The sequence below is a fragment of the Pseudomonas sp. P179 genome (assembly GCF_000478485.2).
GTDB lineage: Bacteria > Pseudomonadota > Gammaproteobacteria > Pseudomonadales > Pseudomonadaceae > Pseudomonas > Pseudomonas aeruginosa.
In genome coordinates this window covers 1-24,004 of record NZ_KI517359.1, presented here as the reverse complement: position 1 = coordinate 24,004, position 24,004 = coordinate 1, and the positions used below count along the sequence as shown (strand labels likewise).

The following is a 24,004-nucleotide window of genomic DNA, read 5'->3' as shown; positions in this document are numbered from 1 at the left end:
GTTAACCCTTCCGGAGACCATACTCCGGGTGCCGGCTGCATTTGCAATTGACCATGTAGAGCTTCACTGCGTCTTCGTTGGACATTTCGGCTGGCGCTTTCTGCAGGGTCTTGTCCTTCAGGATGCAGAGGCAACCACTTTCGAAATAGTCGCGCATCTGTGCATCATTCTCATCCCATGCCGTGATGTAAACGCCAGCCAGCTTCACCAGGTAGGTCAACTGCCGGTTAGCTGATCCTGCACGGCCAGCATGAGCCTCCGCCGGTTCATCTCCACGGCGAGGAGTGATGGTGGCCAGCGAGTATTCGAAGGTGTTGTCGCTGCGGCTGAGGAAGTCGTAAGTCTCTTCCGGAGCGTCTTCACTCACTCTGCGCTTCAATTCGCGCACCTCGCGTAAGGCCTGCTCCATCGCGGAGTGCGCTTGCAGGGCCTCATCGTCGACCAGCGCCAGCCAATCGCCGGTACGGGGTTTGGCCAGTGCTTCCGACAGCACCTTGGCTGCAAGCGTGGAAACGGTGCTGACGAGACGGACAACTTCGTGGAATTCCATTTGATGATCCTGATCTAAAAGTTCGGACAAGTCATATCCTCAGGCTACCAGAGGTGTGCCAGTATCCCTGCTGCGACGATAGACCTTCTTTTTCGGATCAGGTATCGACCACCCACCAGGGATCAGTGCGCGGAGGTCATAGCCCATCATGAAGAGCCCTGCTTCGAAGGCATGGCACCGTTGAGACAGGCAACTATCCTCTCCTTTGAACAAGGTAGTCCGTTCGAGTACGGCTCTCATGATCCAGCCCAGGATCAGCTGGCGCTGTGCCCAAATGTGGGGGCTTTGGTAGAGGAGCTGGGGAGTCCCGTTGTAACCGCGGCCGAGCATTGCTGGATTGCGGATCTGTCGAATCCTGTCAGATTCTGGATCGTCGAGCCCCGGTCCCCAGCCGAACATCCGGTGCGAAGCCAGGCCGGCGGCCAGAGCCTCTGACGAACCCCTATACAGGTGGTAGAGCATGGCGATCGCCGCCCCGACTCTTCCGTCATAGATCGGGGAACCATCCGTATCCAGAAGCGCATGGATTTTAGTCAGGCCCGAGTTGAATCTGCTGAACCGTTGCTTGGTGAGATCGGAAAGCTTCTGAGTGCCTGCAGGGCTCAAAAAGGGTTGCCGGTCGGTCAGGTACCTGACCAATTGGCCATTCTGGCTGAGTTCCTGGAGAAAGCCCTTCGAAGACGGCACATTCCCCCAGTCGAGAATGGCGGCACAGGCGCTGAACGTATCGCCCTGGTCTTTGGCCTGAACTGCCGATCTGAGGTCTTCCCGAAGAGCATCCAGCCGGGCTTTGACGGTTGCCCATTTGCCCTTCCACTGGTATTGGCCCTGTACGGCTTCGATGCCTTGAAGCTGCACATCTAGCCCCCCGGGCACGAACTGACTGGGAAGGCACTTGAGGTGTACTTGAAGAGTGGGTAGGTGGTTGGTCAGCCAGCGGACAAATTGTTCGACATCTGGCTGGGCGAGGAAGTCTTCCCTTTCCATGATGGCTCCTGAGGGATGGAGCCATCGAGGATACGACCACCACTACCTAACTGCGAGTGGCTATCGTACGCCGGCGGTCATGAACGATGTCATGGCCGGGTAAGCCTGGCTTCAAGTACATCGGCCGCGACCAACATCGCCGTCTTGGCATCCCCCATATTCCGATGGGCCAAGCTGCTGAGGGCCAGGTGGAGAGGCCTGCTTTTGAAGTCTGCCGGCGTGCGATTCTGGATTGCGTCGGCGGCCAAGACCATGACGGTCTGACAGTCGCCGATGCTTTTACTGGCCAGCCGGCGTAGCTCGTCGGTCAATGGCCGACCGTTGAATTCTTCCGTCATGCTCAACTCCTTCCTGCAGTCTGCCGCTACTTGAAATCTTCGCGGTACGGTTCTTTTTGGGTCGGGAAGGGAAGGCCCTTCTTCTTCAGTCGTGAGCGAACTGCCTGAGCCTTCTTGGTGGCCTTCTCCCGGCTCTCCGCCGGGATCTGGTACACCTCGCTGAATTCGTAGGCAGAATCCTTAGGACTTCCACCTGTGGTCCAACTGCCAACAGGGAAGCGGGCAACAGTCCAGAGCCTGGTTTCCATGTGAATCTCCTTGTGATTTTTTGTTTAGACAGCGGATTGCAACGCTGCGCCCATGATCTTGCTGGTCGAACGTTGCCACAACCATCGTCCTTAATAGAACTCGACCTTCCCGTCAGCGCTCCGGCGCTCTCCAGAATGTGTCTCTCGATGCCAACCTTCGGGCCTGGTCTCGTAGTCATCCCAGTCCTCTAGGGCGCAGAGGGTAGCCATCAGGTCGGAATAGCACCAACGCCTTGAATAGCTCGTTACGGTGACGTCGGCCACGATGGCGTAGGTGAACATGAACTTGATGACGCCGGCGACGCGCCCGCAAGGGAATCTCTTGGTGTCCAAGAAGTAGCCGCTGGCCTTCATGTCGGCCAGTTCGTCATCACTGGGTGGCGGCAGGGTGGTCGGGTGGCTTCCCAGGACAGTTTTCTGTTTAACGCGCATGATGCAGCTGCTCCTTGCTCCTTGCTCAAAGCTCGAGGGCACTGGGCATCTGGCCCTTGTTGATGTTCACGTTGCACCGGCCAACAATCTGGGTGGTACCGTTGAAGAACACGACTTTGGCGATCACGTCTTCGCCTAGGTAATCCTCTGCCAGGGTTCCATAGGCGAAGCGGTTGCCATCCAGGGGTGCCTGTACCGAATGGAAAATGCTGATGTGCATGTTCGTCTCCGAATGCTGGGTCTGGCCAGGCCGGTTCCAGTTCTAGACCGGATTACTTTTGGATTCGTGCCAGCAGGCGCAGCATGTCCACCGGCACATTGGGTTTCTTGGGGACATGAGCCGGAGTCACGCTCCTCCCACCTTTGGTGTCGCAGGGTTGCCGATCATTGCGGCGTACCATCATGGCGGGTACGGTCAGCCCTTGCTTTGCAACGGCAGCGCCCACAACCAGCTTGCCTTCGTTGCTGCTGATCTGCAGGTCATTGCCATTTTCGTCACGGACAATGATCGAGGCGTCCATCGACATCGCGGCCTCAAAGCGCATGACACCATTGACCAGGTCGTAGCCGAGATTGGCCAGTTGTTCCACAGGGGAAGTCAGGGTGTTCATGGGGCTCTCCAAAGCGCGTATTGGTTGATGAAGCGATCTTTACAGCGATGAGAGTGTGCCGCCACCCCTTACCCTGAGAAATATCGGGCCTGCTCTCCAGGGCAGTGTTTCGACGTGGTCAGAACTGAGTCACCCGTTATATTGAGGTCGATCCCCGAATTCGGTCAGGAAAGGCAATGGTCAAGATTTTTGTGGACGCCCGGGAAGTCCCTTCACGTATTCCCGATGCCCTGCGCGAGATGGGCGCAGAGGTTGAAATCGTGAACCTGGAGGTTGGGGACTACGTCCTGAGCGCCGATCTAGTGCTGGAGCGGAAAACCGCCATCGACTTCTGCATGAGCGTTACCGATGGCAGATTCATCAACCAGTCCAGCAAGATGATGATGAATTTCAAGCGCCGAATCTGGCTGATTGAAGGCGACGTCTATTCCACCAGGGCCCAGATTCATCCTGACGCACTGGATGGAGCACTGAGTTACCTGGCAGTCGTGCTCCAACAGACAGTGCTCTGGTACAAGGCCCCCAGGCGTGCGGCCGGAATGATCTACCGGCTAGCCAAGCACGAGCAGGAAGGACTCGACTACGTGCCTGCCACTCGCAAAGGTAAGGTGCCCGCCGGCGTTGGCCAGTCTTTATTCACCCTGGAGGGTTTGAATGGTTGTGGCCCAGTTGCCGCGCGCAAACTCCTCGAGCACTTCCGTTCCGTACATGCGGTGATCAATGCGTCGGTGGAGCAGCTGTGCGCGGTGAAGGGGATAGGTCCGAAGAAGGCTCAGGCTATCTACGACGGGATTCACTTCCAAGTTTCGGAAGGCATGTCTGTTGAAGAGCAGCCCAGTCTCTTTGCTGATCCGCCGGCATCAGATCCGTTGGTTTGAATCCTAGTAGCGGCGAAGAAAGCCCCTGCAAAGCAGGGGCTTTTTGCTGGCGTAGGTCTTTGCAGTTGAGACCAGTGTCCTAGTCTTGCCCGTACTCGAAGTACACCGCATGGAAGGCGTGGTGAGAGGCGGCTTCTGCAGCAATACCAGCAGCGGTGAGAGCTGAAGCCAGGATCTGACTATCAGCCCTGTTGCCCACCTGGATCGACCAGCGACGCCCAGGCTCCTGGGGTTTGATCTGGACAACTTGGACTCCGAGGAAGAAAGCGGCTTGCATCAGCGGGCCGGCCTGGCTGGCATCAAGGGGCGATGTGCGCAGTATCTCCGCTGCTTTCTGAACCTGCAGAGGCTGCACAACCCCGTCAAAGTCCACCGAGGTGTCGAGCGGAACATTGTAGTGCTCCAGAGGGACACAGCCTGCCCATGACGACTCAAATACGTCCGGAACCTCGGGACCGAACTGATTCCAAACGATGGCCAGGCAGTAACCGTGAATAGGGTCTGCGACGCGGAAAGCTTGGGGTTCACCGGCCGGTTGATCAGCAGCCCCGATCGCGGAAGGGGACTGCCCAGGTAAGGATATTGACCAGAGCCCATCATGGTCGCAGTGAGTCGAAAGTCGGAGACGCAGTACCTCTGGCCAAATTGTGGCGATGTCGGTGAGGGGACTGAACTCCTGATCCCGATATCGGATTGTGCCTTCCCAATAGTCGAAGGGTGCCCAGCTGCCAGAGGACTCGTCGAAGCCGCCCATTGCCAGGGCCACGTACAGGTTGAGCAGATTGCCTTGAAGATCCAGCGTTTTCATGTGGTGTGTTCCATGGCAGAAGATGCTGCCATAGTCACGGCCCTGAGGGAGTGCCACTATCCCTGCTCTTGATATTTGGAGTGAAATTGAGGCCTCGGAGCCCTGCTGGCAGTTTCGCATGCGAAATTTGAAAGGGAGCATGGCTTCATAACGCAAAGGCCCCTCAATTTTGAGGGGCCTTTTACTAAGCGGTCGCCACGAATTACTGCTGGCGCTTTGATGTCTCTGCCTTCGCGCATTCGTAGCCGTCGACATAATCTTCGTACTGGGCACTGCCGATGCGCAGTTTGCGGAGTGCGCTCTGCTCAAGCGGTACCCCGCAGTGGTAGGCCTGGCGGCCTGCTTCGAAAGCGATCGACTTCTCTTGCTTGGCGGCCATAGGTCAGTCCTGGATTTCTACTTCGACATTGAACCCGGGCAGATCGGGTTGCGCGTCATCCAAGGCTGCCACTACGTGGTCATGAAACTGTTGCTCAGTCATGTCCATGTCAGCGAGTTCGTCGGCGGTGAGGGATACCTTCACGATCATTTTCTATTCCATCCAATGGTTGAGTTGATGGGGCTATCCTACCGGAGCTGTCGAGTGCCACCAGTAGCTGCCGGAATATGCCTAACTACGATCCCTGGTGGCATGGTCCACCAGAAACTCCAGCCATAGCCCTTCGTTGTTGTCGTCGAGAACAAGCGGGAAGTGCTCCGGGTTTTCCGCGTGGGACTTGCGGTATTCCGAGGCGAAGGACTCCAGGTCCTTCTTCATCTCTTCGATGAATTCGTCGAGGCTTTGTGCCATATATTGGGCCCTGATTGCATGAAATGAACTGTCGCCAGGATGGGGCTGGCTGTAGGGGGAGGATTGGAGAGCAGCCTGCTGACACCTGCCAGCGCTCTCTGCCGCCGCTGCGAGGGCGCATCTTGCGCTATCCCAGCCTCATCCCTGGGGCCGTGTCCGCGGACGGTGCTACTGGGTTCCGGTCAGGCCGCTCTCCAATCCTCCCTATTCCAACCATACCGGTTAGGGCGGGTGCCACAAGGGCATCAATGCAGAGGCAGATTCAACTGCCAGTTTGCATGTGCCTCTTCGAGGATCTGCGCTGCCTCTTCATCATCGGAATCGCAGCCTCGCCCAGCGCCGAGGCCCTCGGCGTTCATTTTCTTCAGCGCCTCCTCGCCAGCATTGCTCCCGCTCATCTCATCGATGATCCGCCAGGGCTTAACGGCATCAGTGTCCAAGTAGCGGTAAGGGTCGAGCACCAGGCCGCAGGAAAAGGTGTTGTCCGCATTCTGGATCAATGCACGGCAGTTCCGATCATCACCAAGCGCGATACCGAGGTCACAGACCTGAGCGATACAGCAAAGGCCGCAACCGTTGCATGGATCGCCCTCGGCTGGCTTGTCCAAGACTACTGCTTCAATTAGCTGCCAGCGCAAGGCGATTACCTCCAGAACTTCAGAGTAAAGACCGACAGAACAGAGGCCATGCCGAAGATGCAGGAGCCAAACATCACCTTGTTGAGAGCTGATCGGATGATCGGCTCCCTGTTGACAGACATCCCGTTGAGCCTGGCCCCACTAAGGAATAGGGCCGAGTAGAGTTTGTGCAGAAAATAAACAACGACCAGATTGAAAACTGCACCGAACACCATCTGGAGCTGGATTCGTTCAACCAATGCCGTATCTCCCTTTTTGAGGGCGAGGAGATAGAACTCTTCGAACAGGTTGGCGCAGATGTACATGCTGCCTGAGGCAAGCGCAGCAATGACGATGCCGGCAATTACAAGCTCGAAGATTGGGTTTGAGAATATGCTGCGCATGATTCGTCTCTAATTATTTGAACTGACGTGGCAGCATTCAGCAGCTTCCAAGCGCACGGGTCACCGATTTTACCTCATCAGTGGAAGCGCGGATGAACGTCTGTCCGTCGTGCTTCCAGACCTCACCCGTCTCCAGGTCCACGAAGGCCCATTTTCTAGGGCAGGTCGTATGGATGGAGACGTCGATCGGTGCGTCCAGGACAGGAACAACTTCGGAAGTTCGCAGTGCACGGGTTTGACCGCCGGGGCCGTCTACCACCAGTTCCCGTTTCGCAGACCTTCGGAAATAATGCACCCACTGGGAACCGCCGTGCTTACCCTGGCGTTTCTGACCATCGGCGTACTCCCACTCCACGTTGAACCCGGTACCGAGCGGTGGGGAAAGCTTCACGACACGGCGTGCGCCGCCCGGGAATTCGAAGACGCGGCCAACCTGAATAGAATCAATCGGTACAGCCACGGTTCTGCTCCTGAACAGCCTGGTTGAGGTGAGGGGTATTGGAGAGTGGCCGGCTTACGCTGGTTGTCGCACTCTCCGATACCCCCGAGGGGTAGCGGGCCTGCGGCGGGGACCCGGCAGGCGCGGGCGATGGAACAGGTTGGATCAGCTGGAGCTGGCCAGCAGTTCGTTGAGTTTGGCCATTTCCTTTTCGATCGACTTGCCGTTCTTCTTCCGCCAAGCGATCTTCATCTTGTAGAGGTCGATCAGGCCGGCTCTGGTGCAGCGGTAGTAGTCCCCCGAGTCGTCCGAGCCGCATTTCTCCAGATGGCCGGTGGCGAGTCGCTCCTCGACGATTCCGTCTAGGTCACTGAAGCATGCGGCTTCCTTAGGGGATACATGCAGGGGCTTCTCTTGGGCTGCGAGCCACAATACCTTTTCGGCATTGAACAGTTTGCTCATGGGTTCCTTATCTCGGGATCGTGGGATCAGTTGCGAGCTTGCTCGAACAGAGCCAGGGCTGACGGGTGCGGCTCCTCCATCGCGGTGCTGTACTCTTTCAGTACCGCCCGGGCCATGCCGTCATGTCTCTATCTCCTGACCGAAAGGACGGCCTACCGACCGTTTGCCTTGTTTTCTTTGCGCGGCTTGCAAACCAGGCAGTAACCCTTCTGGGAGCCCTTCTGGAATACGTCCTTCCACTGGTTGCAGCCTTTGCAACGGAAATCATCGATCTTCATTCTGCGCCTCAAGGTTCTGGCTGTATGGGGGAGCGCGCTGTCTGGCGGTCTTGCGCCGCGCCTCGCTATGGAGGTCAACGTGCTTTCCGAAACATCCTGGGTGAGTCTCCTCTGCCCACGGCAGAGGAGGGCGTTACCGCTTCTCGACCAGTTCACCGCCTTCTGCGATTCGCCAGGTGTATCGCTGGCCGTGGTTCACATGGTCAGGAGGGCAGCTGTAGGTGACGCTGCCATCCTTGTTCAGGCTCCGCGGCTTTGTCAGTCGCTCGCACTGTGGGCACTCCAGTGAGGGATAGTCCCGATGGGTTTCGGTGGTCATGACCGGCTCCTTACTCGGTACCGGCCAGCCAGCCAGCTTCCTTGGCCTCGGCCAGCCATTGACGAAGCGTACCGACAGCGACACCTGGTTTGTCTTCTTCCTGCCATGGTTTGTCGAGCAGATCGCCGACAACCTCGGTGCAACTGTCGACTTCCTCACAGTCAATGCCCGTCAGGTCGGAGTGCAGTCGGAGGGCTTCGGCCTCGTCGGCGGCGGCGTAGTAGTCATGGTCGTCCACTCGGAAACAACGAAGGTTGATTGTCTTTTCGACCGGGTTTCCATCGATAGTCAGCTGTTCCATATCGGGTCTCTCTCTGGTTGCTCCTGAACAGAGCGGTTCGTTATTCGGCTCCGGCGATGATCGCCTGTGCCCAAGCACGTGCTGCGTGGAATGCGTAGCCTCGGGTCGGCTCATCGGCGCAACCGCCGGAGCGCCAGCCCTTCACGTGATGGAGCAGAGTCTTGGCTGCATCACTCATGCACATGTCCTCTGATTGGCGCGCGGTACTCAGCTTTCGCCCCGGAGAAGTCCGTCCTCGTCGTAATCCGATGCACCGTCACCACCATTAAACGATCCATCCAGGCGTGCCAGAATCAGTCCTGCGCGTCGGGCGTCTGCCTCGGTACGAAGGTCACCTGTTCCTGAACCGCCGAAGATCTCCAACCCCAGAGCTGCAGCCTCGCGGGCATAACGGCTCAGACCGGCAGCTATCCTGCGGACCTCCTTCGGATCAAGCCCTGCCGCCTCGCATTCGCGCGCGTTGACTTCCATGATCAGGCCAGCCGGGCTTTGAAGCCGAACATCGCAGTTGCGTCCTCGAAACAGTCATCCAGTTCCTGGTACGCCTTGTATTTGGCCTGGGCGTGGTTGGCAGCCCAAACTTGCATGGTTTGCCGTGCAGAATCCCACCAATTCCTCCCCCAGATCAGGACTTCAAACTGGCGGAGGGGGAGGTCACTCGTAACTTCCCCGTACACCATCTCGTCCGTGGGGTGGTAATTCCGAATCCGCTTCTTCGGGTCGCTATCCAAAACCACGCCGATGTAATGGCCGTGGTCCGCCATGATCGTGCCTGGTTCACCGTAAGCCGTAACGCGCCGGCCAACGCATGCTGGGACTTGGTAGTGCTGGCGCACGTACTCGAATGCCATAGGGGCTCCATTACGCCGTGCAGGGCGAACTATTTTTCCGGGCTGCATGGGAGAACGAGCTGGTACCGCTTCAACTCTCTCTCCGATGCCCCCTGGCAGAGCCGTGACGAACTGCCAAGGGTATCGGGCCTGTTTTACCTGGCAGGCTCAGGCGGGGAAGCCGTTAGTCCAGGCACTTCAACTCATATCCGGCCGGGGTATGGGATAGCACCCACCGGCGTTCATCGATGTCCGTCAGGTTGGCATTCCCCCTGGCGCGTGCGAAATACAGCAAGTTCGACGGGGTAGGCTTGTGCAGGTCCGAATAGCAGGTCTGCTCGTCGATCCATGCCAGCACTTGGGACTCCGTCATGGCCGTGAGGGGGGCGGTTTCAGGGGTTTGATGCACTGTCGGGGTTCTCCTGGAGCGTTATGACTTCAGCCCATCTTCTATTTGATCAGTGCGTGCCAGAAGCCACCGGTAGGCTTTGTCTAGTCAGCCAAACTGTCGATCAGGGTTTCGATTTCGCTCTGGGCCTCTTCAAGACCTTCGCGGGTGGCCTCGCGACTGCGGCTGGTATCGCCGTAGTAAGCGCGGATCGCGTCAAGCAGTTGAACAAGATCCATGGTGCTTCTCCTGGTGGGGTGTGCTGGACAATAACGCCCAGGATGTGGATTTGGAGGTCGGGGTTACGGTTGCTGGAGACGAAGGAGCCGCTTCAACTCTTCAAAGTCGGCTAGATCGGACATGCCTTCATCGTCGTGGGCAATGCGCTCCAGCAGATCCCGCGGTAGGACCACATGATTCGCAGGAAGGACGTAAAGCTCCTGCACCTCATAATCAGGCCATTCCTTTGGGTTGGCCTTGACCATGTCATGGTGCTCCTTGCTGCATGGCCCCCAGTGCTGGGGAGCGCTCAAGAAGAACGCACGATGACAAACCGGCTTCAGCTTCTCAGGCATGGACGGACTCCGCGCCCTTCAGCACAGCGTTCAGCTCTGCAATGACCTCCGCAGGGGGCGGCACCGCTTCTTCGCTGAACATCCTGCAGTCGCCGAAGCATTGCCAAGCGATGACCTGTCCAAGTCGACGCAGAAGCTGTTCATTACCCGCCCGGGCCTGGCCGCTTTTCACCATGACGCTCTTGTGAGAGCTGGTGCCATCGACGGCCATGGCGGTGATGAAATAGTGGTTTTTCCCACGGTTGTAGACGATTTCTTCGCGGCCGGTTCCCTCGTGAAGTACCAGTTGCGCTGGCGCTTCGATCCCGCTGTCTCCGACCTTAAAGCGAAGCATGTCCCCTTGTTTGACCTGCCCCGGGCCAGTGAGGGCCATCCACTCCGGTGCCATCCCCAGCATGGCGCGGAGAGTGGCAATCTCTTTCCGTGCCGCTGCGAGCGCATTGGCGTTTGCCTGGGATTCGGCGGCTACCTTGTCGAACTCTTCGACGTAGACGACCTCACCCATACCCTGGCCGGTCAGGAAGCCTTGTGGGTGCAGATGCCTTGCATCCACGCTGTAGCGTTGCACCTTATTCATGCTGGTCTCCTTGTGCCTTTGGGCACTTACACGGACCGATTTCCGCGGACCAGGTGCCGGCGAAGCGCGGTTCGACGGTGCAACCGTCGTACAGCCATTTGCCGAGCAGCCTGCCCGCATCCGCTCGCTCAGTGCGATTGATGTCCATCGCACCAATGGCAACGCCGCACTGGCAGGTCGCAACGAACCCAGTTGGACGGCGCTTCATGCCTCGTCCTCCTGGGCGACAACGCCATCACCAACCAGGTCGGAAGCGAGGAGGAAAAGTACCGCCTCGGCAATGCCGGATTCACCCGCACGGGAGGCGGCATAGCCGGCACCGTTGTGCAGGTGCTGGACGATGATGCGCTCGCCGGTACGCTCGATCTTCCAGTTTGCCGGGATCACGCGGACTTGAGCCGCCTGGCTGGCCAGTGCAGTGTCCCGTTCAGCTTGGAACGAGTCGGCAAGGGCCTTGTTAGCGACCGCCAGCCGGTCGAAGAGATCCACACGTGCTTGCAGACCAGCGACGTCGCGCTTGTACTGGTCGGCAGTTACCAGCTCGACCACTACATCGTCTTCGGTGGTTACACGTTCGGCCTGGAGCCGCTCGACGACCTTGGAATCAACCTGAATGTCGTTGTCGCCGTACTCCGAGCCGCTGATTCCTCCCAGCAGCAGAGCACCCACAACGTCAGGTTTGAGTTCCGGAATCAGCCAGGCCGGACGTGTCATGTCTACAGTCGGGATGGATTTGTCGAGCAGGACCTCCTGGGATTCCCCCCAGGTGTATTCGATAACACCATCGGCCGTCGTCTTGCACCCGATCATCCCGAAACTAACGATAGGATTCCGAGTGTGCCGACTCAGCGGGATACCGGCAGTAATCAACTGCTGGCGCGTCGGTTCGTGGTAGTTGAGCAGGCTGCTGCAACCGGTGGGTTCGCTGTCGGGATGCTTCAGTCGGACAACGATCTTCTTCGGCCTGCCTTCTTTGGCGACGGACTCCAGTTCGATCATTCGGGAGAGAATATCGTCGCGGGGTGCCAGGGGCTGTGCTTTGGAAAGTGCGCCGGCCAGCATGTGGATGCATTTCTCGTCATCCGCAATGAGTGCCATTTCTTCGAACAGCTTGCGTGCCAGTTCGATATCGCCAACAGGCACCGGGCTGGTATTGTCGTCCTCGTCCAGGCGCAGATATTCCGCGTACTCCGCGGCATTGCATTTGGGGCACGGAATATCACCGCCGTTGAGCAGCGGCCCCCCAGGCTCATCGCAGCTATCTTCATCCCAGAGGTAGCCATTCTGGCATTGAGCATCCAGGTACGGCGCTCCGAAATGTTTGCCTCGGTAGTCACACCCAAGCACAGGGCTAGGGGAGGCTTGCCCGGCTTCGACAGGGCGAGTGGCGTACTCCAACATTTTCCCGATGAGGTCAGCATCGAAGGTGCTGCTCTCGCGCAGATACTCGATGACGAACGTTGGATCGAAGCACGACCAATCAGAAGGTCGTTGATCCTGAACTGCCTCATGCGCGCCAGCTTGCTCAACTGCCGTTTTGATCGAGGACAGGACGTGTGAGCCCACTACTTTTTTGATTGCGGCAAGCAGATAGGACCAAGCAAAACCACGATCTTCCGAAGGGATGAGCCCCAACGCGCGACCGACATCATCCCGGCACTGCTTGTCGAGCGCCAGCAACTGGTCGGAGTGGGCGAGCGGGAGGCTCTTCCCGATTGCGCGCAGTTTGTCGCGCAAGTCGTCCAACTTCTCCCACCATTTCTCGCCATAGTGGTGCCGCAGATTCGCGCTGCTGTCGTGCCCGGTGAAAACCTGGATGGCATCTGCAGCCTGTTTCACCAGCTCGAGGGTTTTCGCAATCTTGGTCTCGTAGGTGTCCTCTTGACCACCTCCGGCCGGCACTCCTTCCTGGTGGTCGAGCAGCAGTATTGCCCCTTCCTCAGGGCACTCATCGTGGTAGGCGTACAAGCCTGCCACAGGGAAGTCCTCGTCCTGCTCATGCAGCTCGATCACCAGCGTCTGCTCGAACTGCTCAGGAGTGTTGTCCGGGGCCAGGAACTCGATGGCGTTCAGCAACTGATAGCCGTTCAGCACGAGGCTGGGCACATGTCGGGGTTGATCGTCAGCATCGAGATCGTCCTTGTCGTACGGCGCCATACCCTGGGTGGGCAGCACCTGGGCGGGCTCATGGTCAACCAGGTAGATGGCGATGTCCTCTGGGAGTCTCTCGTGGCGCGCGTAAAGGCCGGACTCAGGACAGCGGATCTCCTGAGATTCGGAGTGCAGTTCGATCACCAGTCGATGACTCATCTGTTCAGGGGTGCGCTCCGGGGCCAGGAACTCCAGAGCATTTCGGATCTCATAGCCGTTCATCGCAAGGCCCATGGCTTGCGGTGTTGCGTCGGCTTCGGTTCGACCACCGGATTTCGAGGGGGATGGGATGAAAGACATGTTGGCTCCACGAGATTGGGAATGAAGAGATGCTGGCGTGCCTGTTACTCTGCAGAGAGCGAGGTGTCACCCGTGCCGGCGTTCGATTCGGAAGTGATCTTGAGGATCTTTTGCACGCCCTGATTTCGGCGGGCGAGGATCTTGCTGTTCATTTCGTGGGCGGTGTGGTTCTTGCCCTTGAATACCCACCCGCCAGAAGAAAAGAGGGACTGTTTTTCGTCGTACTTCCATTCCTTCAGGTAGGCGTGATACGAGTCCAGCACCTTGGCGATCTTGTCTTCGGCGGTTTGTATCCGGCTCATCTGGCTAGTCCTCCTGCATTTGCTTGTCGAGGATCGCCCCCGTGGCCTCCTTGAGGCCCCGGGAATAGCCCAGCCCTTCAGCGCGGCTTAGCTCAATTTGATGCAAGCTTTGCTGGCGCTCCATGGCATCCGCAGCGTCCTTAAGGCCCCGGGAATAGCCCTGCTCTTCAGCACGGCGAAGCTCGATCTGATGTTGGGTTCGCTGGCGCGCCATTGCTCGGTGGATTTCGGCATCCTCGTCGTTGTAGCTGCGCATACGTGCTTCCATCTCGCGGTACTCCGCCACGTCGATAAGGCAGGCCGGCGATTGCATCTCATGAGTGCCGAAATGAAGGGCGGCAGCGGCCTCGTCGAGGAAGTGCTCGCCACAGTGGAAGCAACGCCAGCCTGCCGTCCGATCCGCGCGCATGGTGTCGGTTTCGGCCTGCTCTTTTGTCAGGTGCTGGGACAAAATGCAGGCGAAATCAGCAGCCAGGCGATCGCGGATGTATCGGGTGAAGTCGTAGCGTCCGAGTTTGGTTTGGAAGTAATCCACCAGGTAGCCGCGGCCGCCAGCCGATGTGCTCAGGTTGTGCCGGGTCTCACTCATGGGCGTTCTGCTCCGGTTGGGCCAGGCTGGCAAGGAGGGCCATGGACTTGTGAGCTGCCCCGCTGGGGTTATACTTCGTACAGTTGCTAGTTCTTGTGTCCTGCTTTCCATCCTCATAGCCGGACACGTAGGTGTTCCAGAAGGCGGTGTAGGTGACCAAACCGACATGCCCTTCCACGTCGGTGGGTTCAGGCATGGGCCGGGGTACCTTGGACAGTGCGTTCCACAGTTGGACGAGGCCTGGCTCGGTGAAGGTCGATACCGAATGCTTGCAGGCCGGGCATGCAGCTTTCCAAAAAGGTCCCAGGGAGTTGCGTTCCAGGGTCACGGCCGGAAGACGTTGATCGCCGCAGCGGCACAGGTTGAAGGTGGGCGTGGCAGTAAGCGTCTTGATCTGCGAGAGAGCCCCCTCATACATCCCTGCGAGCTTCGCATGGGCCTCATTCATCCCAGCAATGGTGACCTTGTTACGCTGCAGCTCGGCTTGAGCCGTAGCCAGGTCCTGCAAAGCTATGTCCAGCTGGGCCGTCAGAGCATCCACACTCTGGTGGTACTGCTCAACGGCCATCAGCTGCTTGCACTGCCCCGAAAGGGGCGAGAAGGAAAGGCCGGCGACGTCCTGCTTGTGGTAGTTGAGGTACGCGAGAACCTCCGGCTGATGGATGAGGGACGCCGGTATGGTGCTTTTCGCTTCGTTGCTCATCGCTAGCAGTTCCTGAAAAATTGGAGGAATGGGATTTCACGGAAGCAATCATCGTCGCCCTAGGGGTGTGCCAGAACCAGACCCTGCTCAGGCAGGCTGGGCTTCTGCCAGGGGAAACTTGACCAGCAATGCAGTTCCACGCCTGAGCGTTCAAGTCGGCTGATGTCCTCCGTGCGTTCGCGCGGCGATATCAGATTGTCGGACGTGGTGTTGGGGCTGGCCTGGATTCTTCGTAGACGCCTTCCCATCCCGGTTCGTTGGGTTTGTGGCGGCAAGCATCCATACGAAGACGGCCGTCGGCCCCCCTGAACATGAATGCAACGGGCGCTTGATTTTTAAGCCGCTCAAGCTCGGCTTTGAATTGATCGCGTTCCGCTTCAGCGGACTGCAAGGCCAGGACGGTACGCTCGTAGTCTTCCGCAAGTACCACTTCTGCGAAGGCCCCGTTCCCGTCGGTGTCGATCGAATAGCGGCGAACTTCAGGCACATGATCCTTGGAATCGAGGATTGTGGTCAGCCTGGCCAGGAGCCCCTGTTGCAGAATCTTGAAGTGGCGGAAGTTCCACTCGCCATCCGTATCTCCTTTCCAATGTTGAAGACAGGAGTGAAGCCATTCAAATGCGCCGGTAAAGTCACTGGGCACGGGTTCCGCAGCTTCGACCAGTACCAGCATATTCTCCAGATCGCTGAGGATGGACACGAGGTCCTTCAGGCTCACCTTGTCTTGACGGGCTTGCAGCTTGAGAGTGATAGCTGCAGCGACCAGGGAGTAATGGGCTACGTTGGCCCAGAAATCGTTTTTGCTTACAGGCTCTGGCGCGACCCCTGCCGGAATGCAGACCTCGAGTTGGCCCCGTCCGTTGTAACGTCCGGAGATCCCTTGCTCATCGAAGCTCAAAGAGGTGTCTCCCTGAGGTCCAGTTTTGGTTTTGCTCATGATTCGATACCTATTGGAGGGAGTTACTTGAATTTAATCTTGCCGGAGCCGGCGACACGGTGATCGCGCTGGGCAGGGTTGCCGTACACCACGATGTCGCCGGAGCCCGCCACCCGGACGCGGGCCGACTGACTGGCATACGCGCTGATGTCACCCGATCCGGCAACGCTCAGGTCCACCGTTGCCGCAGTAAGTTCACGGGCGTCGACGTCGCCGGACCCTGCAATCTCGACGTCAAGGCTCTGTACCGTGCCTTGCACAGTCACATCGCCCGAGCCCTGGACACTTGCCTCAAAAGCATCCTGCTGCAGGCCATTGAGAGTGATTTCTCCGCTGCCGTTAATCTGAACTCGCGGTGCGATCGGCAGACTGATGCCAACTAAAACCCGGCCGGTACCGTTCGAAGCACCTTTGATGTCGTTGGCGCCCACTGGGCCGTTGAACTGCATTTGCACGCCATTGATCACAATGTTTCCGCTGCCGGAAATGTTGATGCTCCCACCCCCTGAGATGATCACGTTGCCTTCCTGCTCGATGACCAGCTTGTCGCCCGACAGGATGGTACGAACCCGATCAACAGCTTCTTTCGTTTCCCCAGCCACTACCAGGCGCGGGGTTTGATCTCGAAAGAACACGACATCAACTGCGCCTTTGAGGATGAGTTTTTTCACCTGGAGGATGGGCCGGGATTCCTTGAAGAAGCTTTCGGGTCTGCTCCATTTCGGGTTTTCGCTGAAGAAGTCGGTAAGGGAAGTGGTCATCGCTCGGTCCTTCTCGGTTTCGCTAGGTGCGTTGGCGGCATTTAATTTGAGTGATGGTCGGCTTGGTTGAGGTGTGCCACTACCCCAGCAGGAGCTGATCACTCCTGCCACAGTCGCCAGGATCAAGAACACGCCGAGGTGTTTTCGGTGTCGTCTGAGCACGGGATTTCTCCAAAGATGGACCCGGATTGTCCCGCGACCGAAATTTGGCTACCAACGAAAGCGACCGGCTGAAATTCGCTTGATGAGAGTTTTGAGGGGGAAAGCGAGTGTCCTAATCCACTCGCTCGAAATGCTTGTCCTGCGGAGGGTTATGGGGGTGAGAGTTAACCCAACCCATTCGATTCAATGAAAGCGATCACCGATTCAGTCGTCGGTTCGGACAGCAAGTGATACGCCACAAAGTGGAAGCAGCTGTCTTCGCTCTCAAGCATGGAGAGTTCATCTCGGTTGAATGACCAGCGCTGGCCAGCATGGTCAAACTCTGTGTACTTCTCAGGGAGAGGATCGACTGTCACCGGCACGAATTGAGGCTCGGTAATCCATTTGCGTGTCTGGCGGTAATCCTCATCCATCCAGCCCCCAATGCAGGTATTGAACGCGCTGCTATCGAAGTCGTAAGGCTCAGCCTCGTCGATCGTGCTATTGCGGTTCACCGTCAAGCCGATTAGCTCCCCGCTGGCGCTGAGGTAGGCATAATGGCAATCGCCAATTCTCATTGCTATGCCTGGTTTTCCCGTCAGTAGGCGGCGGTACTCATCGAGGCAGCCCTGGAAGGTGTAGACCTCAACCCGAAGCTGACAGTAGAGGTCGATTTTCTGGTCGTGGGTCAGGCCGGAATCACCAGAATCGTACTGTTCCCACCATCTCATGAACGCTGGTGCGTCGTGAAACTCGTGGATTGACCGGCTCGCGTTGTTGAGGCAGCTCAGAACTTCGGTTTTGGCTTCGTCCATGATCGTTGGATTGAGGCTCATGATGGGGCTCCATGGCGTGTTAGCGATGAGACCAGTCTGAGGTCAATCGGAGTGTGTCAGAAGCAGGAGGTCAGTAATCGGAGCTGGCGCTTGATCCGCGCCCACACCGTCTGGTGCTGGGTGTATTGCTGCCAAACGCCTTCATCGCTGATCGATTCCAGGACCACAGGGCTTTCCCCTCGGACTCGGAAGAGAAATGCTGTGATGCAACGGCAGGACCGGCACACTCCGTGGCCATCGATCACCACGACATCCGGCAGTACCTGGTTCCAGCTCCCCCTGAAGTCCTGCTTTCGGATTTCACTCCCGCACAGCTTGCATTGCGGGACCACCTCAGTGAGCTTAAAGCCCGAGGGGAATGTGAAGGGTAGCCGGGACGCAATCACTTCTCCGGCCTGGTACTGGGCGATCATGGCTTGCAGTTCTTCGGGGCTGATCTTCTCAGGTTGCTTCCGTTGAACCGCCTGCTGTTGATTGGTTGTGGTCATGCGGTGTCTCTCCAGATGTTCGATCAGCTATGCGGCCAGCATGTCCAGCTGCTCCGGCTTCGCATATCGCCCGGGGCCCACTCGGCGCGCAGTCTGCTGGCAGACCTTACGGACCTGCTCCTTCCAGTTCGGGTTTGCCGTCGGCCGGCGATCAACAACGTATTCGTAAATTTGGCTCAGGTGGGCCTCACCCTCGAACAGATCGAGGGCCTGCCCGACGACCTCGCGCCAGGTGGCTGGGCCCTGACTCATGGCCTCCTGCACATCATTCGGCAAGCCCTGCAGGTACGCCAGTTCGTGGTAAAGGCTGAGGCCGATCATCAGGCGCTCTTGGTCTTTGGTGAACGTCACGAAAGTCAGGGGATGCTTCAGCCCGGCGTATAGGTTTCTGGGCAGCATCTCCTGCTGGATGGCCCAGCGTTCGTTGTACCGACACACTCTCGCCGCTGTCTGGAGGAAGTAGCAGGGTAGGACGAATGCCACCTGGCCATTATCGACCAGCAGGCCGTGTACACGATCCAGCAATCGTTCGATGAATTTGGTTTCGAATGGCGGATTACCGAGGACCAGGGTTGGACGCTCTTCGAGCTCCACCTGGAAGAAGTCGCCGGTAATGACCGGCCTGCCTGTCAGGTCACGTGCTTGCTGAGCGAGATGCGGATCGATCTCTATCCCCAGCGCCGGCACATATTGGGGAACCGCTTGCAGAAAGCGCCCTGGGCCGCACGTTGGCTCAAGGACGAAATCCTTGGCGCTGAGGTGGCTGAAGTTCTTTCGTACGATCGCGGCTGCAGCCCAGGCCGGGGTTGGGTACTGGCCGAGTTCGATCTGTGTGTTTTGTGTGCTCATCGCCTCAAGTGCCTGTTCGTTGATCAATTGAGGCAAGAATCGGGCTGGTCCTCCCGTGCCACCATCTGCGATCCGGAAATGAGCCGTAGCCTTTGAGCATGTACCTCCTCAGGAGTGCAGTAGCCTCGGGGAATCAATAGGGGAAATTTCCTATGCCGTGGATTGATCTGAAATCAGCACTGAAAAGCGAGGCCGGATTCCTGGAGTTCATCAGGAGCAGCTATAGGCACGGCACCGTCGTGGCCCTGTGCGCTGGCGCGATTGGAATCCTAAACCGCAGGTTGGAAGCCGCGGTGGCTCGCAAAGACCGTGACGGTCAGCGTTACCTCTATACGCAGATCGAAGTGTTGCGAAGCGAGATGCATGTACGGCTGGAAATCCGAACCGACCAGGCGCTTGCCCGTGGCGTTCTACATCTCGCCGGCGAGGCCGCCCTGGCGCGCGTGCACGACTACCAACGAGAGCGATACCTCTCCGAGTTCTCGAAGCTGTACCCGGAGATCGTGGGCGCTGTGGGAGTGATTCGAGCAAAGTTCTGGGAAGCGGGTGTATATGGTCAAGATTTTCCGCTCTGGGCCCAGCAGAACGGTTTCACCGATACACAACTCCTGCAAGCCATCCAGGTATCGAAACTCAGGGCCTATGACGCCCTGGTCGAACTGAACCGTGAGCTGGAGGAAAACGGGAAAGGCGCCCGGAGTTGGAAACTGAAAACCGAGTGGGACCGCCGGCGGAAGGAGATCAAGTTACTCTCTGATCTGCAATTCAGGTCTGCAATCTACAAGTGCATACGCGATGTGCTTGGCGAAGGCTTTATGCCCGAGCTTGAAAAATGGATGACCCTGAATACTCGGATACCCCACTTTCGGAGGCTTCGAGACCGATCTCGGGACTCGAAACCGAACCTCAAGCTCCAACTGCTCCCGGGCAGGAAATTTCGGCCTGAACGCACTCCTCATCGAAGCACGGTGAGTTCGGAACCTCGGGCATGAATCCGAGCCTCACTACGGATAGTGCGTAGCTTCAGGCCCAACCGTAGGGCCCGACCTTCCCTGCAGGAACGAGAAGCCCGCCAAATCGGCGGGCCTTGATCGGGGAGGGTGGGTCAGTTCGGGAACCAACGCTCGGCCAGCTCGCGGAACTTCGGCTCAACGGACTTGGCCTGCTCGATGCCGACAGAGACGTTCCCATGGTGCCCGCCAGCCAGGCCTCGCTCCCAGTAACTGCACGCGGCGGCCACCATCTCATCTACTGAACCGCCTTCGGCTCCAATACTCAAGCAGCGCACCGCAGCACCGACGTGGTCTCCGGCTCCAGGGATGCGGCTATCGCTCAGGGCGGCGCACCAACCATGTTCTGTAGGCGCATTGGCCGTCGGAAAGTCGGAGTAGAACTCCATGATCGCAGTGGCCAGTACCTGGGGATGGCCCGGGTAAACGGGATAGTTCCCGGTCACGCTCTTGATGAACTGACTTCCTTCCATCGAAACCCTACCTTCAGTCAGGAGTTGCTGCCTTATGGATTCGCTTGACGTATTCGTGCATGGGTTGGCAATCGCTGTCCTGGTAGCCGAATCGGTTCACGAACGTCGAGAAAGAATCCCCACACTCTTCATCCTGTTGCAGCCAGGCTTCGTACTCAGCGGCCACCTTGAGGGCTTTCAAGCGGAATGCCAATGCCGCTGCACGCTGGGCCTTCTCGTCGCGATGCCGACGGATCATTTCTTCTTCTTCGGGGCTCAAAGGGCCTAGGGAATCGGTCATGATTTTGTTACCGGATGCTGGCAGGAGTAAGTGACCTTGACGCCTTCAACAGCTATCTCAGCCTTTTGAACATTTGAACTCTCTTGAATGACCTTCAACAAATCGTGTTTCGTCATTCGATAGTCGTCCTCGTCACTGTAGGGGTATATGACCTCGACAGACTCTCCGGTGAAGCTTGCAGTCCAGGGCGAGCCGTTCGCTGTTTGCTTAGGCGCTCCCCTCTTCATTAGCTCTTCAGAAGTGATTGGGATAGTGGCGCAGGGGCCGCGACGGGCCTCAAGCAAAATCAAGGCATTGGGAATTTCATAAGTCAGATGCTTCGCAGCCAGTTTACCCATGCCTTGAGTAGCAGTAGCCATGATATGTTGGCCATAAAACAACATGCCAATCGCGGCACATATAATCAATAGTGCAACTGCTAAAACGTTGGATGCAAAGCTTTTGTTTTGTGGACTTTGTTTGTCTTGTTGCATGACTAACCTTGTATTTGATATCGCTTTATTGCGTGAGCGCAATGAAATAGTACATTTTGGCTTGGATCATTTTACTATGACTAATATGAGTAATCCCAACCATCAGTTCTCTGTCTAGCTTAACGAGGCAGATGACTCCATTCTCAGGGGTAGTGATCTTCCAGTGTTTTGAGAACTGCTGGTTTGATTGTCCAGCCCGTCGCTCGCTTATACCGCTCGGCGAAGTCTTTGACCGTTCCACCATGGAAGTCCCTGTCGCGATTTCGACGTTCGATGATTCCCGCGCAGTCCTCGCCGACATGTCCAATCTCAACTATGAAGCCTTTCACGATTCGCAAGCCGCAGCAGGCGCAGAGGCGGCGCTCGTTCATGGGCGGGCTGATCTTCTTGCCCGAGTGAAAACAGGTTGTTCGATCGTCAAAGCGTTTCATCGTCCTTTCCTTGGTGGTGCCCGGTGGAGGAGGTGGATCAGCTGATGCCTGCGGTTTCCAGCGTTCCGGCCTCTTGCAGCTCGGCCCAGGTTTGAGCAAAAGCCTGTTGCATGCTCCACTCGTCACGCCAAGCACTACTTGCGCGATCGTAGGTGTCACGGGCTTTGTTGATCGCTTCAGCCTGAGTGCGTGCGCTCACGTTGTAGAGGCGGCCAATTTTTCCTGTCTCGCGGCTGTGCCCGAAGACAGCCCATTTGACAGCCCTGGGCTTGGGCTTGGTTTTCTGCTTTCCGCTGCCGCCGCATTGAAAGCAGACACCACCGAGAACGGCAGTGAACAGCCAGATTTTCCCAGCGCCATCACAGCGGCTGCATTTGTAGAGTTTGTCTGCCATGTCCGTTCCTCGGTCATGCGCCGGCGAACCGGAAGCTTGTTCAGGGGTAGTACGCCTTCTGGCGTTCAATTTCTGCGCGAATCTCCTTGGCAATCCGCCATTCACCCTGTTGCTCCGCTTCGTGCTCGGTCTCCTCGAGCTCTTCGGCGCACCATTGGCTCAGGTCGTAATACTTGCGTTCGCGCATGCGGCGAATCAGGTCTTCGTGAACATTGACAACAGCCATTGTCTTGTCCTCCTCGGGCATTGTGGTTGCCCAGCGACTTCCGTGGATCGTTCAACTCAGAATGTGGCCAGTCTGTGCCTCATACAGCTTCACACAGTTCGGACACAGCATGCCTTTCTTGCCTTGGGCAAGCTTGGCTGCCTTCCACCCCTTACGGGTGGCCAGGTCCTGAAGGTACTTGTAGGCCCGGATCAGATCGGCCTGAGTATCGTCAGCAGTTTCGAACACACCCTGCTCGTTCATGCTGTAGCAATCGTCGGTGCTCGGGTCTTCCTGGTTGATGCACTGCAGTTCCAGGCGAATGCTCATCGTGTATCTCTCTCAATCTGACGGTGCTGATTGCCGGACATGGTCTAGCCTGACCATCACCTCAGAGGCCAGATGCCCCCACTGCGCTGGACTCACATCCAGATAACCAGCATTAAATTGCTGATCGATCTGGTCAATCAGGGTGGTGATGGATGCTTCCGTAATGGCAGACCTCAAAACATCTAGCGCGTCTTCGAAGTCACAGAAAGCAAATGTGGCCATTCCGTTTGTCTCTCCGTAAGTCCCGACCGCCCATAGCCCCCAGTGGGTGGGGGCGATAGTTGTCAGGGGGCTTGGATTAGCCGACGTTCGCCGCCGGCTCGGTGCCGCTCTGGGCAGATTTTACGGCCGCGCGGATGTTGGCCAGCGCCTTGGCCAGGTCCTGCAGGTTCAGGTCGGCACCGCTGAGGGTCAGTTCGACCTTCACACTCTCCGGGGTGGCCATGAAGGGCAGAGCTTTCTCCAGCTGGTCGGCCAGCTGGACCAGCACCGGGGCGGCAACGTCCAGGTCCTTTCGACCGTACAGGGCGGACGGCGCACCAACGGACTTCGCGGTGATCTTCGCGGAGCCGTTGCGCTGGGCCTTGGCGAGCTGCTCCTGCATATGCACCACAGTGTCTTCGCCGTTGGCCTTGCACTGCTTGTCTGCGGCCAGGGCGGTAGAGACGGACGCTTGGCCCTTCTCGACCATCTCCTTGACCTCAGGGGCTACGTTTACCAGCGCCAGCATCTTGCGAACATGGCTGACCTTGCGGTGCACCGCGGCCGCGACACCGGCGACAGTGAACTTGTGGTCGTCGATCAGCTCGCGGTAGGCCTCGGCCAGGTCAAGAGGGGAAACCGGCACCTGCTGGTTGCTCACGCACTGACGCACGATCTCTACGGCGCGGCCACCTTCCACCTGGCTCACCCACACGCGCTTAATGTCGGCGCCTTCGGCGATTGCCAGCATCAGGCCGGCGTGGCGGGTGAAACCGGTCACTACGCGCAATTTGCCGTTTTCGGCGACAACGCCCAGCGGTTCTACGGGCTCGCCGGCCTTGTAGGAATCGGCGAAGCCGCGGATGGCATCCTGGTCGAATTCGCTGCGGATTGCCTCTTCGACATTGCAGACGAGGAGGGCGGTGGGCATTTCGAAGGCGTTCTGGCGCTTCGGATCGAAGTCTAAGCCCAGCTGTTTGCCGGTGATTAGCTTCTTGGCGGTGTCGTGGATGCTGCGCAGGGAGTTGCAGCCAGCCAGAGCAGCTTGGGCGGATTCGGTGATCAGGTTGGCGGCGATGGTCTTGGTGGTCATGGGTGGTGCTCCTGTGTCGTTGATGGAGCCATCTTCAGGGGAGGTCGTGTGTGCCAGAACCGGCGCCGAGAAAATTTCGAAGTTTTTTTCGAACCCCTATCGCCTGAGATCAATTCCCGATATTCGGACCCTAACCCGGATTTCTCATGAGGCCGGCAGGCGTGGCCGGTGAAGCCTCGGTGTATCAACAACCTGCCTTCCACCGCTAAAAATTGATCGTTTTTT

43 protein-coding genes are annotated in these 24,004 nt (G+C 57.8%); 2 read left to right on the top strand and 41 right to left on the bottom strand.

From position 1 onward, the window contains the following. Position 1: 1 nt before the first annotated feature. From HMPREF1224_RS43170 to HMPREF1224_RS43140, 7 genes are all read right to left on the bottom strand, one after another. Entirely contained in the window at positions 2–550 is a 549-nt protein-coding gene (locus HMPREF1224_RS43170; protein ID WP_010794383.1) for a hypothetical protein, read from the bottom strand. 39 nt (positions 551–589) lie between these two features. Beyond that, positions 590–1,537: a hypothetical protein gene (locus HMPREF1224_RS43165; RefSeq protein WP_010794382.1), complete on the bottom strand. Its 948-nt coding sequence runs from the start codon at positions 1,535–1,537 to the stop codon at positions 590–592. Between the two features lie 89 nt (positions 1,538–1,626). Continuing rightward, complete coding sequence (locus HMPREF1224_RS43160; protein ID WP_010794381.1) at positions 1,627–1,875, bottom strand: hypothetical protein; 249 nt, start codon at positions 1,873–1,875, stop codon at positions 1,627–1,629. Positions 1,876–1,901: 26 nt separating this feature from the next. Continuing rightward, on the bottom strand, positions 1,902–2,123 hold the full coding sequence (locus HMPREF1224_RS43155) for a hypothetical protein (RefSeq protein WP_010794380.1): 222 nt from the start codon (positions 2,121–2,123) through the stop codon (positions 1,902–1,904). Between the two features lie 90 nt (positions 2,124–2,213). Further along, on the bottom strand, positions 2,214–2,555 hold the full coding sequence (locus HMPREF1224_RS43150; RefSeq protein WP_010794379.1) for a hypothetical protein: 342 nt from the start codon (positions 2,553–2,555) through the stop codon (positions 2,214–2,216). A 25-nt stretch (positions 2,556–2,580) separates the two neighbouring features. Beyond that, on the bottom strand, positions 2,581–2,775 hold the full coding sequence (locus HMPREF1224_RS43145) for a hypothetical protein (RefSeq protein ID WP_010794378.1): 195 nt from the start codon (positions 2,773–2,775) through the stop codon (positions 2,581–2,583). Positions 2,776–2,827: 52 nt separating this feature from the next. Next, positions 2,828–3,166, bottom strand: coding sequence for a hypothetical protein (locus HMPREF1224_RS43140; RefSeq protein ID WP_010794377.1), 339 nt, complete (start codon positions 3,164–3,166; stop codon positions 2,828–2,830). Between the two features lie 176 nt (positions 3,167–3,342). Between HMPREF1224_RS43140 and HMPREF1224_RS43135 the strand changes: the two genes are divergently transcribed. Continuing rightward, complete coding sequence (locus HMPREF1224_RS43135) at positions 3,343–4,044, top strand: ERCC4 domain-containing protein (RefSeq protein WP_010792823.1); 702 nt, start codon at positions 3,343–3,345, stop codon at positions 4,042–4,044. 79 nt (positions 4,045–4,123) lie between these two features. Here HMPREF1224_RS43135 and HMPREF1224_RS43130 read toward each other — a convergent pair whose 3' ends face one another. The 25 genes from HMPREF1224_RS43130 to HMPREF1224_RS43040 all read right to left on the bottom strand — a co-directional run bounded on the left by HMPREF1224_RS43130 (position 4,124) and on the right by HMPREF1224_RS43040 (position 18,925). Continuing rightward, positions 4,124–4,852: a hypothetical protein gene (locus HMPREF1224_RS43130; protein ID WP_031628715.1), complete on the bottom strand. Its 729-nt coding sequence runs from the start codon at positions 4,850–4,852 to the stop codon at positions 4,124–4,126. Between the two features lie 202 nt (positions 4,853–5,054). Next, positions 5,055–5,231, bottom strand: a complete 177-nt coding sequence (locus HMPREF1224_RS45745; RefSeq protein WP_010794375.1) for a hypothetical protein — start codon at positions 5,229–5,231, stop codon at positions 5,055–5,057. Positions 5,232–5,234: 3 nt separating this feature from the next. Continuing rightward, positions 5,235–5,381 carry a hypothetical protein gene (locus HMPREF1224_RS45740; protein ID WP_010792826.1) on the bottom strand — a complete coding sequence of 49 codons (147 nt, stop codon included), beginning with the start codon at positions 5,379–5,381 and terminating at the stop codon, positions 5,235–5,237. Positions 5,382–5,462: 81 nt separating this feature from the next. Continuing rightward, a complete protein-coding gene (locus tag HMPREF1224_RS43125; protein ID WP_010794374.1) occupies positions 5,463–5,642 on the bottom strand; it encodes a hypothetical protein in 180 nt (59 codons plus the stop codon). Positions 5,643–5,887: 245 nt separating this feature from the next. After that, complete coding sequence (locus tag HMPREF1224_RS45105) at positions 5,888–6,250, bottom strand: hypothetical protein (protein ID WP_228757894.1); 363 nt, start codon at positions 6,248–6,250, stop codon at positions 5,888–5,890. 35 nt (positions 6,251–6,285) lie between these two features. Continuing rightward, a complete protein-coding gene (locus tag HMPREF1224_RS43120; RefSeq protein WP_010794372.1) occupies positions 6,286–6,663 on the bottom strand; it encodes a hypothetical protein in 378 nt (125 codons plus the stop codon). Between the two features lie 37 nt (positions 6,664–6,700). Continuing rightward, positions 6,701–7,123 (bottom strand): hypothetical protein, encoded by a 423-nt coding sequence (locus HMPREF1224_RS43115; RefSeq protein ID WP_010794371.1) that lies wholly within the window; start codon positions 7,121–7,123, stop codon positions 6,701–6,703. A 144-nt stretch (positions 7,124–7,267) separates the two neighbouring features. Further along, complete coding sequence (locus HMPREF1224_RS43110) at positions 7,268–7,564, bottom strand: hypothetical protein (protein WP_010794370.1); 297 nt, start codon at positions 7,562–7,564, stop codon at positions 7,268–7,270. Positions 7,565–7,975: 411 nt separating this feature from the next. Continuing rightward, the gene (locus HMPREF1224_RS43105; protein ID WP_010794367.1) at positions 7,976–8,161 is read right to left on the bottom strand and encodes a hypothetical protein; all 186 of its coding nucleotides are present in this window, start codon (positions 8,159–8,161) and stop codon (positions 7,976–7,978) included. Between the two features lie 10 nt (positions 8,162–8,171). Beyond that, positions 8,172–8,462, bottom strand: a complete 291-nt coding sequence (locus HMPREF1224_RS43100; protein WP_010794366.1) for a hypothetical protein — start codon at positions 8,460–8,462, stop codon at positions 8,172–8,174. A gap of 207 nt (positions 8,463–8,669) precedes the next feature. Then, complete coding sequence (locus HMPREF1224_RS45480) at positions 8,670–8,933, bottom strand: hypothetical protein (protein ID WP_079743059.1); 264 nt, start codon at positions 8,931–8,933, stop codon at positions 8,670–8,672. A 2-nt stretch (positions 8,934–8,935) separates the two neighbouring features. After that, positions 8,936–9,313 carry a hypothetical protein gene (locus HMPREF1224_RS43095; protein ID WP_010794365.1) on the bottom strand — a complete coding sequence of 126 codons (378 nt, stop codon included), beginning with the start codon at positions 9,311–9,313 and terminating at the stop codon, positions 8,936–8,938. Between the two features lie 471 nt (positions 9,314–9,784). Further along, entirely contained in the window at positions 9,785–9,919 is a 135-nt protein-coding gene (locus tag HMPREF1224_RS46045; protein WP_010794363.1) for a hypothetical protein, read from the bottom strand. Between the two features lie 63 nt (positions 9,920–9,982). Further along, positions 9,983–10,255 (bottom strand): hypothetical protein, encoded by a 273-nt coding sequence (locus HMPREF1224_RS0112790; RefSeq protein ID WP_021018547.1) that lies wholly within the window; start codon positions 10,253–10,255, stop codon positions 9,983–9,985. Beyond that, the gene (locus tag HMPREF1224_RS43085) at positions 10,248–10,832 is read right to left on the bottom strand and encodes a hypothetical protein (protein ID WP_010794361.1); all 585 of its coding nucleotides are present in this window, start codon (positions 10,830–10,832) and stop codon (positions 10,248–10,250) included. Before HMPREF1224_RS43085 ends, HMPREF1224_RS0112790 begins: the two co-directional genes overlap by 8 nt. Beyond that, a complete protein-coding gene (locus tag HMPREF1224_RS45100; RefSeq protein WP_010794360.1) occupies positions 10,825–11,040 on the bottom strand; it encodes a hypothetical protein in 216 nt (71 codons plus the stop codon). Before HMPREF1224_RS45100 ends, HMPREF1224_RS43085 begins: the two co-directional genes overlap by 8 nt. Beyond that, complete coding sequence (locus tag HMPREF1224_RS43080) at positions 11,037–13,283, bottom strand: hypothetical protein (RefSeq protein ID WP_010794359.1); 2,247 nt, start codon at positions 13,281–13,283, stop codon at positions 11,037–11,039. Before HMPREF1224_RS43080 ends, HMPREF1224_RS45100 begins: the two co-directional genes overlap by 4 nt. Before the next feature lie 44 nt (positions 13,284–13,327). Further along, positions 13,328–13,585 (bottom strand): hypothetical protein, encoded by a 258-nt coding sequence (locus HMPREF1224_RS43075; RefSeq protein WP_010794358.1) that lies wholly within the window; start codon positions 13,583–13,585, stop codon positions 13,328–13,330. Between the two features lie 4 nt (positions 13,586–13,589). Further along, on the bottom strand, positions 13,590–14,174 hold the full coding sequence (locus tag HMPREF1224_RS43070) for a hypothetical protein (protein WP_010794357.1): 585 nt from the start codon (positions 14,172–14,174) through the stop codon (positions 13,590–13,592). Continuing rightward, on the bottom strand, positions 14,167–14,877 hold the full coding sequence (locus HMPREF1224_RS43065; protein WP_010794356.1) for a hypothetical protein: 711 nt from the start codon (positions 14,875–14,877) through the stop codon (positions 14,167–14,169). Before HMPREF1224_RS43065 ends, HMPREF1224_RS43070 begins: the two co-directional genes overlap by 8 nt. A 190-nt stretch (positions 14,878–15,067) precedes the next feature. Beyond that, on the bottom strand, positions 15,068–15,814 hold the full coding sequence (locus tag HMPREF1224_RS43060; protein ID WP_010794355.1) for a hypothetical protein: 747 nt from the start codon (positions 15,812–15,814) through the stop codon (positions 15,068–15,070). Positions 15,815–15,837: 23 nt separating this feature from the next. After that, complete coding sequence (locus tag HMPREF1224_RS43055; protein WP_010794354.1) at positions 15,838–16,575, bottom strand: head GIN domain-containing protein; 738 nt, start codon at positions 16,573–16,575, stop codon at positions 15,838–15,840. Positions 16,576–16,901: 326 nt separating this feature from the next. Beyond that, positions 16,902–17,552, bottom strand: a complete 651-nt coding sequence (locus HMPREF1224_RS43050; protein WP_010794353.1) for a hypothetical protein — start codon at positions 17,550–17,552, stop codon at positions 16,902–16,904. Between the two features lie 56 nt (positions 17,553–17,608). Continuing rightward, the gene (locus HMPREF1224_RS43045) at positions 17,609–18,040 is read right to left on the bottom strand and encodes a hypothetical protein (RefSeq protein ID WP_010794352.1); all 432 of its coding nucleotides are present in this window, start codon (positions 18,038–18,040) and stop codon (positions 17,609–17,611) included. A 27-nt stretch (positions 18,041–18,067) separates the two neighbouring features. Continuing rightward, a complete protein-coding gene (locus tag HMPREF1224_RS43040) occupies positions 18,068–18,925 on the bottom strand; it encodes a class I SAM-dependent methyltransferase (RefSeq protein WP_228757778.1) in 858 nt (285 codons plus the stop codon). Positions 18,926–19,041: 116 nt separating this feature from the next. On the opposite strand from HMPREF1224_RS43040, the gene HMPREF1224_RS43035 reads away from it, so the two are divergent. Beyond that, on the top strand, positions 19,042–19,881 hold the full coding sequence (locus tag HMPREF1224_RS43035; RefSeq protein ID WP_010794350.1) for a hypothetical protein: 840 nt from the start codon (positions 19,042–19,044) through the stop codon (positions 19,879–19,881). Positions 19,882–19,994: 113 nt separating this feature from the next. Here the strand turns inward: HMPREF1224_RS43035 and HMPREF1224_RS43030 are convergent, their stop codons facing one another. The 9 genes from HMPREF1224_RS43030 to HMPREF1224_RS43005 form a co-directional block, all read right to left on the bottom strand. Further along, positions 19,995–20,372, bottom strand: coding sequence for a hypothetical protein (locus tag HMPREF1224_RS43030; protein ID WP_010794349.1), 378 nt, complete (start codon positions 20,370–20,372; stop codon positions 19,995–19,997). 13 nt (positions 20,373–20,385) lie between these two features. Beyond that, positions 20,386–20,652 carry a hypothetical protein gene (locus tag HMPREF1224_RS45095; RefSeq protein ID WP_010792853.1) on the bottom strand — a complete coding sequence of 89 codons (267 nt, stop codon included), beginning with the start codon at positions 20,650–20,652 and terminating at the stop codon, positions 20,386–20,388. Next, positions 20,649–21,125: a hypothetical protein gene (locus HMPREF1224_RS45090; RefSeq protein ID WP_020190443.1), complete on the bottom strand. Its 477-nt coding sequence runs from the start codon at positions 21,123–21,125 to the stop codon at positions 20,649–20,651. Before HMPREF1224_RS45090 ends, HMPREF1224_RS45095 begins: the two co-directional genes overlap by 4 nt. Before the next feature lie 143 nt (positions 21,126–21,268). Then, positions 21,269–21,556, bottom strand: coding sequence for a hypothetical protein (locus HMPREF1224_RS43025; protein WP_010794348.1), 288 nt, complete (start codon positions 21,554–21,556; stop codon positions 21,269–21,271). A gap of 37 nt (positions 21,557–21,593) precedes the next feature. Further along, positions 21,594–21,950 carry a hypothetical protein gene (locus HMPREF1224_RS43020; protein ID WP_010792854.1) on the bottom strand — a complete coding sequence of 119 codons (357 nt, stop codon included), beginning with the start codon at positions 21,948–21,950 and terminating at the stop codon, positions 21,594–21,596. 40 nt (positions 21,951–21,990) lie between these two features. Then, positions 21,991–22,176, bottom strand: coding sequence for a hypothetical protein (locus HMPREF1224_RS43015; RefSeq protein WP_010794347.1), 186 nt, complete (start codon positions 22,174–22,176; stop codon positions 21,991–21,993). A gap of 51 nt (positions 22,177–22,227) precedes the next feature. Then, positions 22,228–22,485, bottom strand: coding sequence for a hypothetical protein (locus tag HMPREF1224_RS43010; RefSeq protein WP_010794346.1), 258 nt, complete (start codon positions 22,483–22,485; stop codon positions 22,228–22,230). A 12-nt stretch (positions 22,486–22,497) separates the two neighbouring features. Continuing rightward, on the bottom strand, positions 22,498–22,707 hold the full coding sequence (locus tag HMPREF1224_RS0112775) for a hypothetical protein (RefSeq protein ID WP_031628706.1): 210 nt from the start codon (positions 22,705–22,707) through the stop codon (positions 22,498–22,500). A gap of 76 nt (positions 22,708–22,783) precedes the next feature. After that, a complete protein-coding gene (locus tag HMPREF1224_RS43005) occupies positions 22,784–23,779 on the bottom strand; it encodes a ParB/RepB/Spo0J family partition protein (RefSeq protein ID WP_010794345.1) in 996 nt (331 codons plus the stop codon). Between the last annotated feature and the right edge of the window lie 225 nt (positions 23,780–24,004).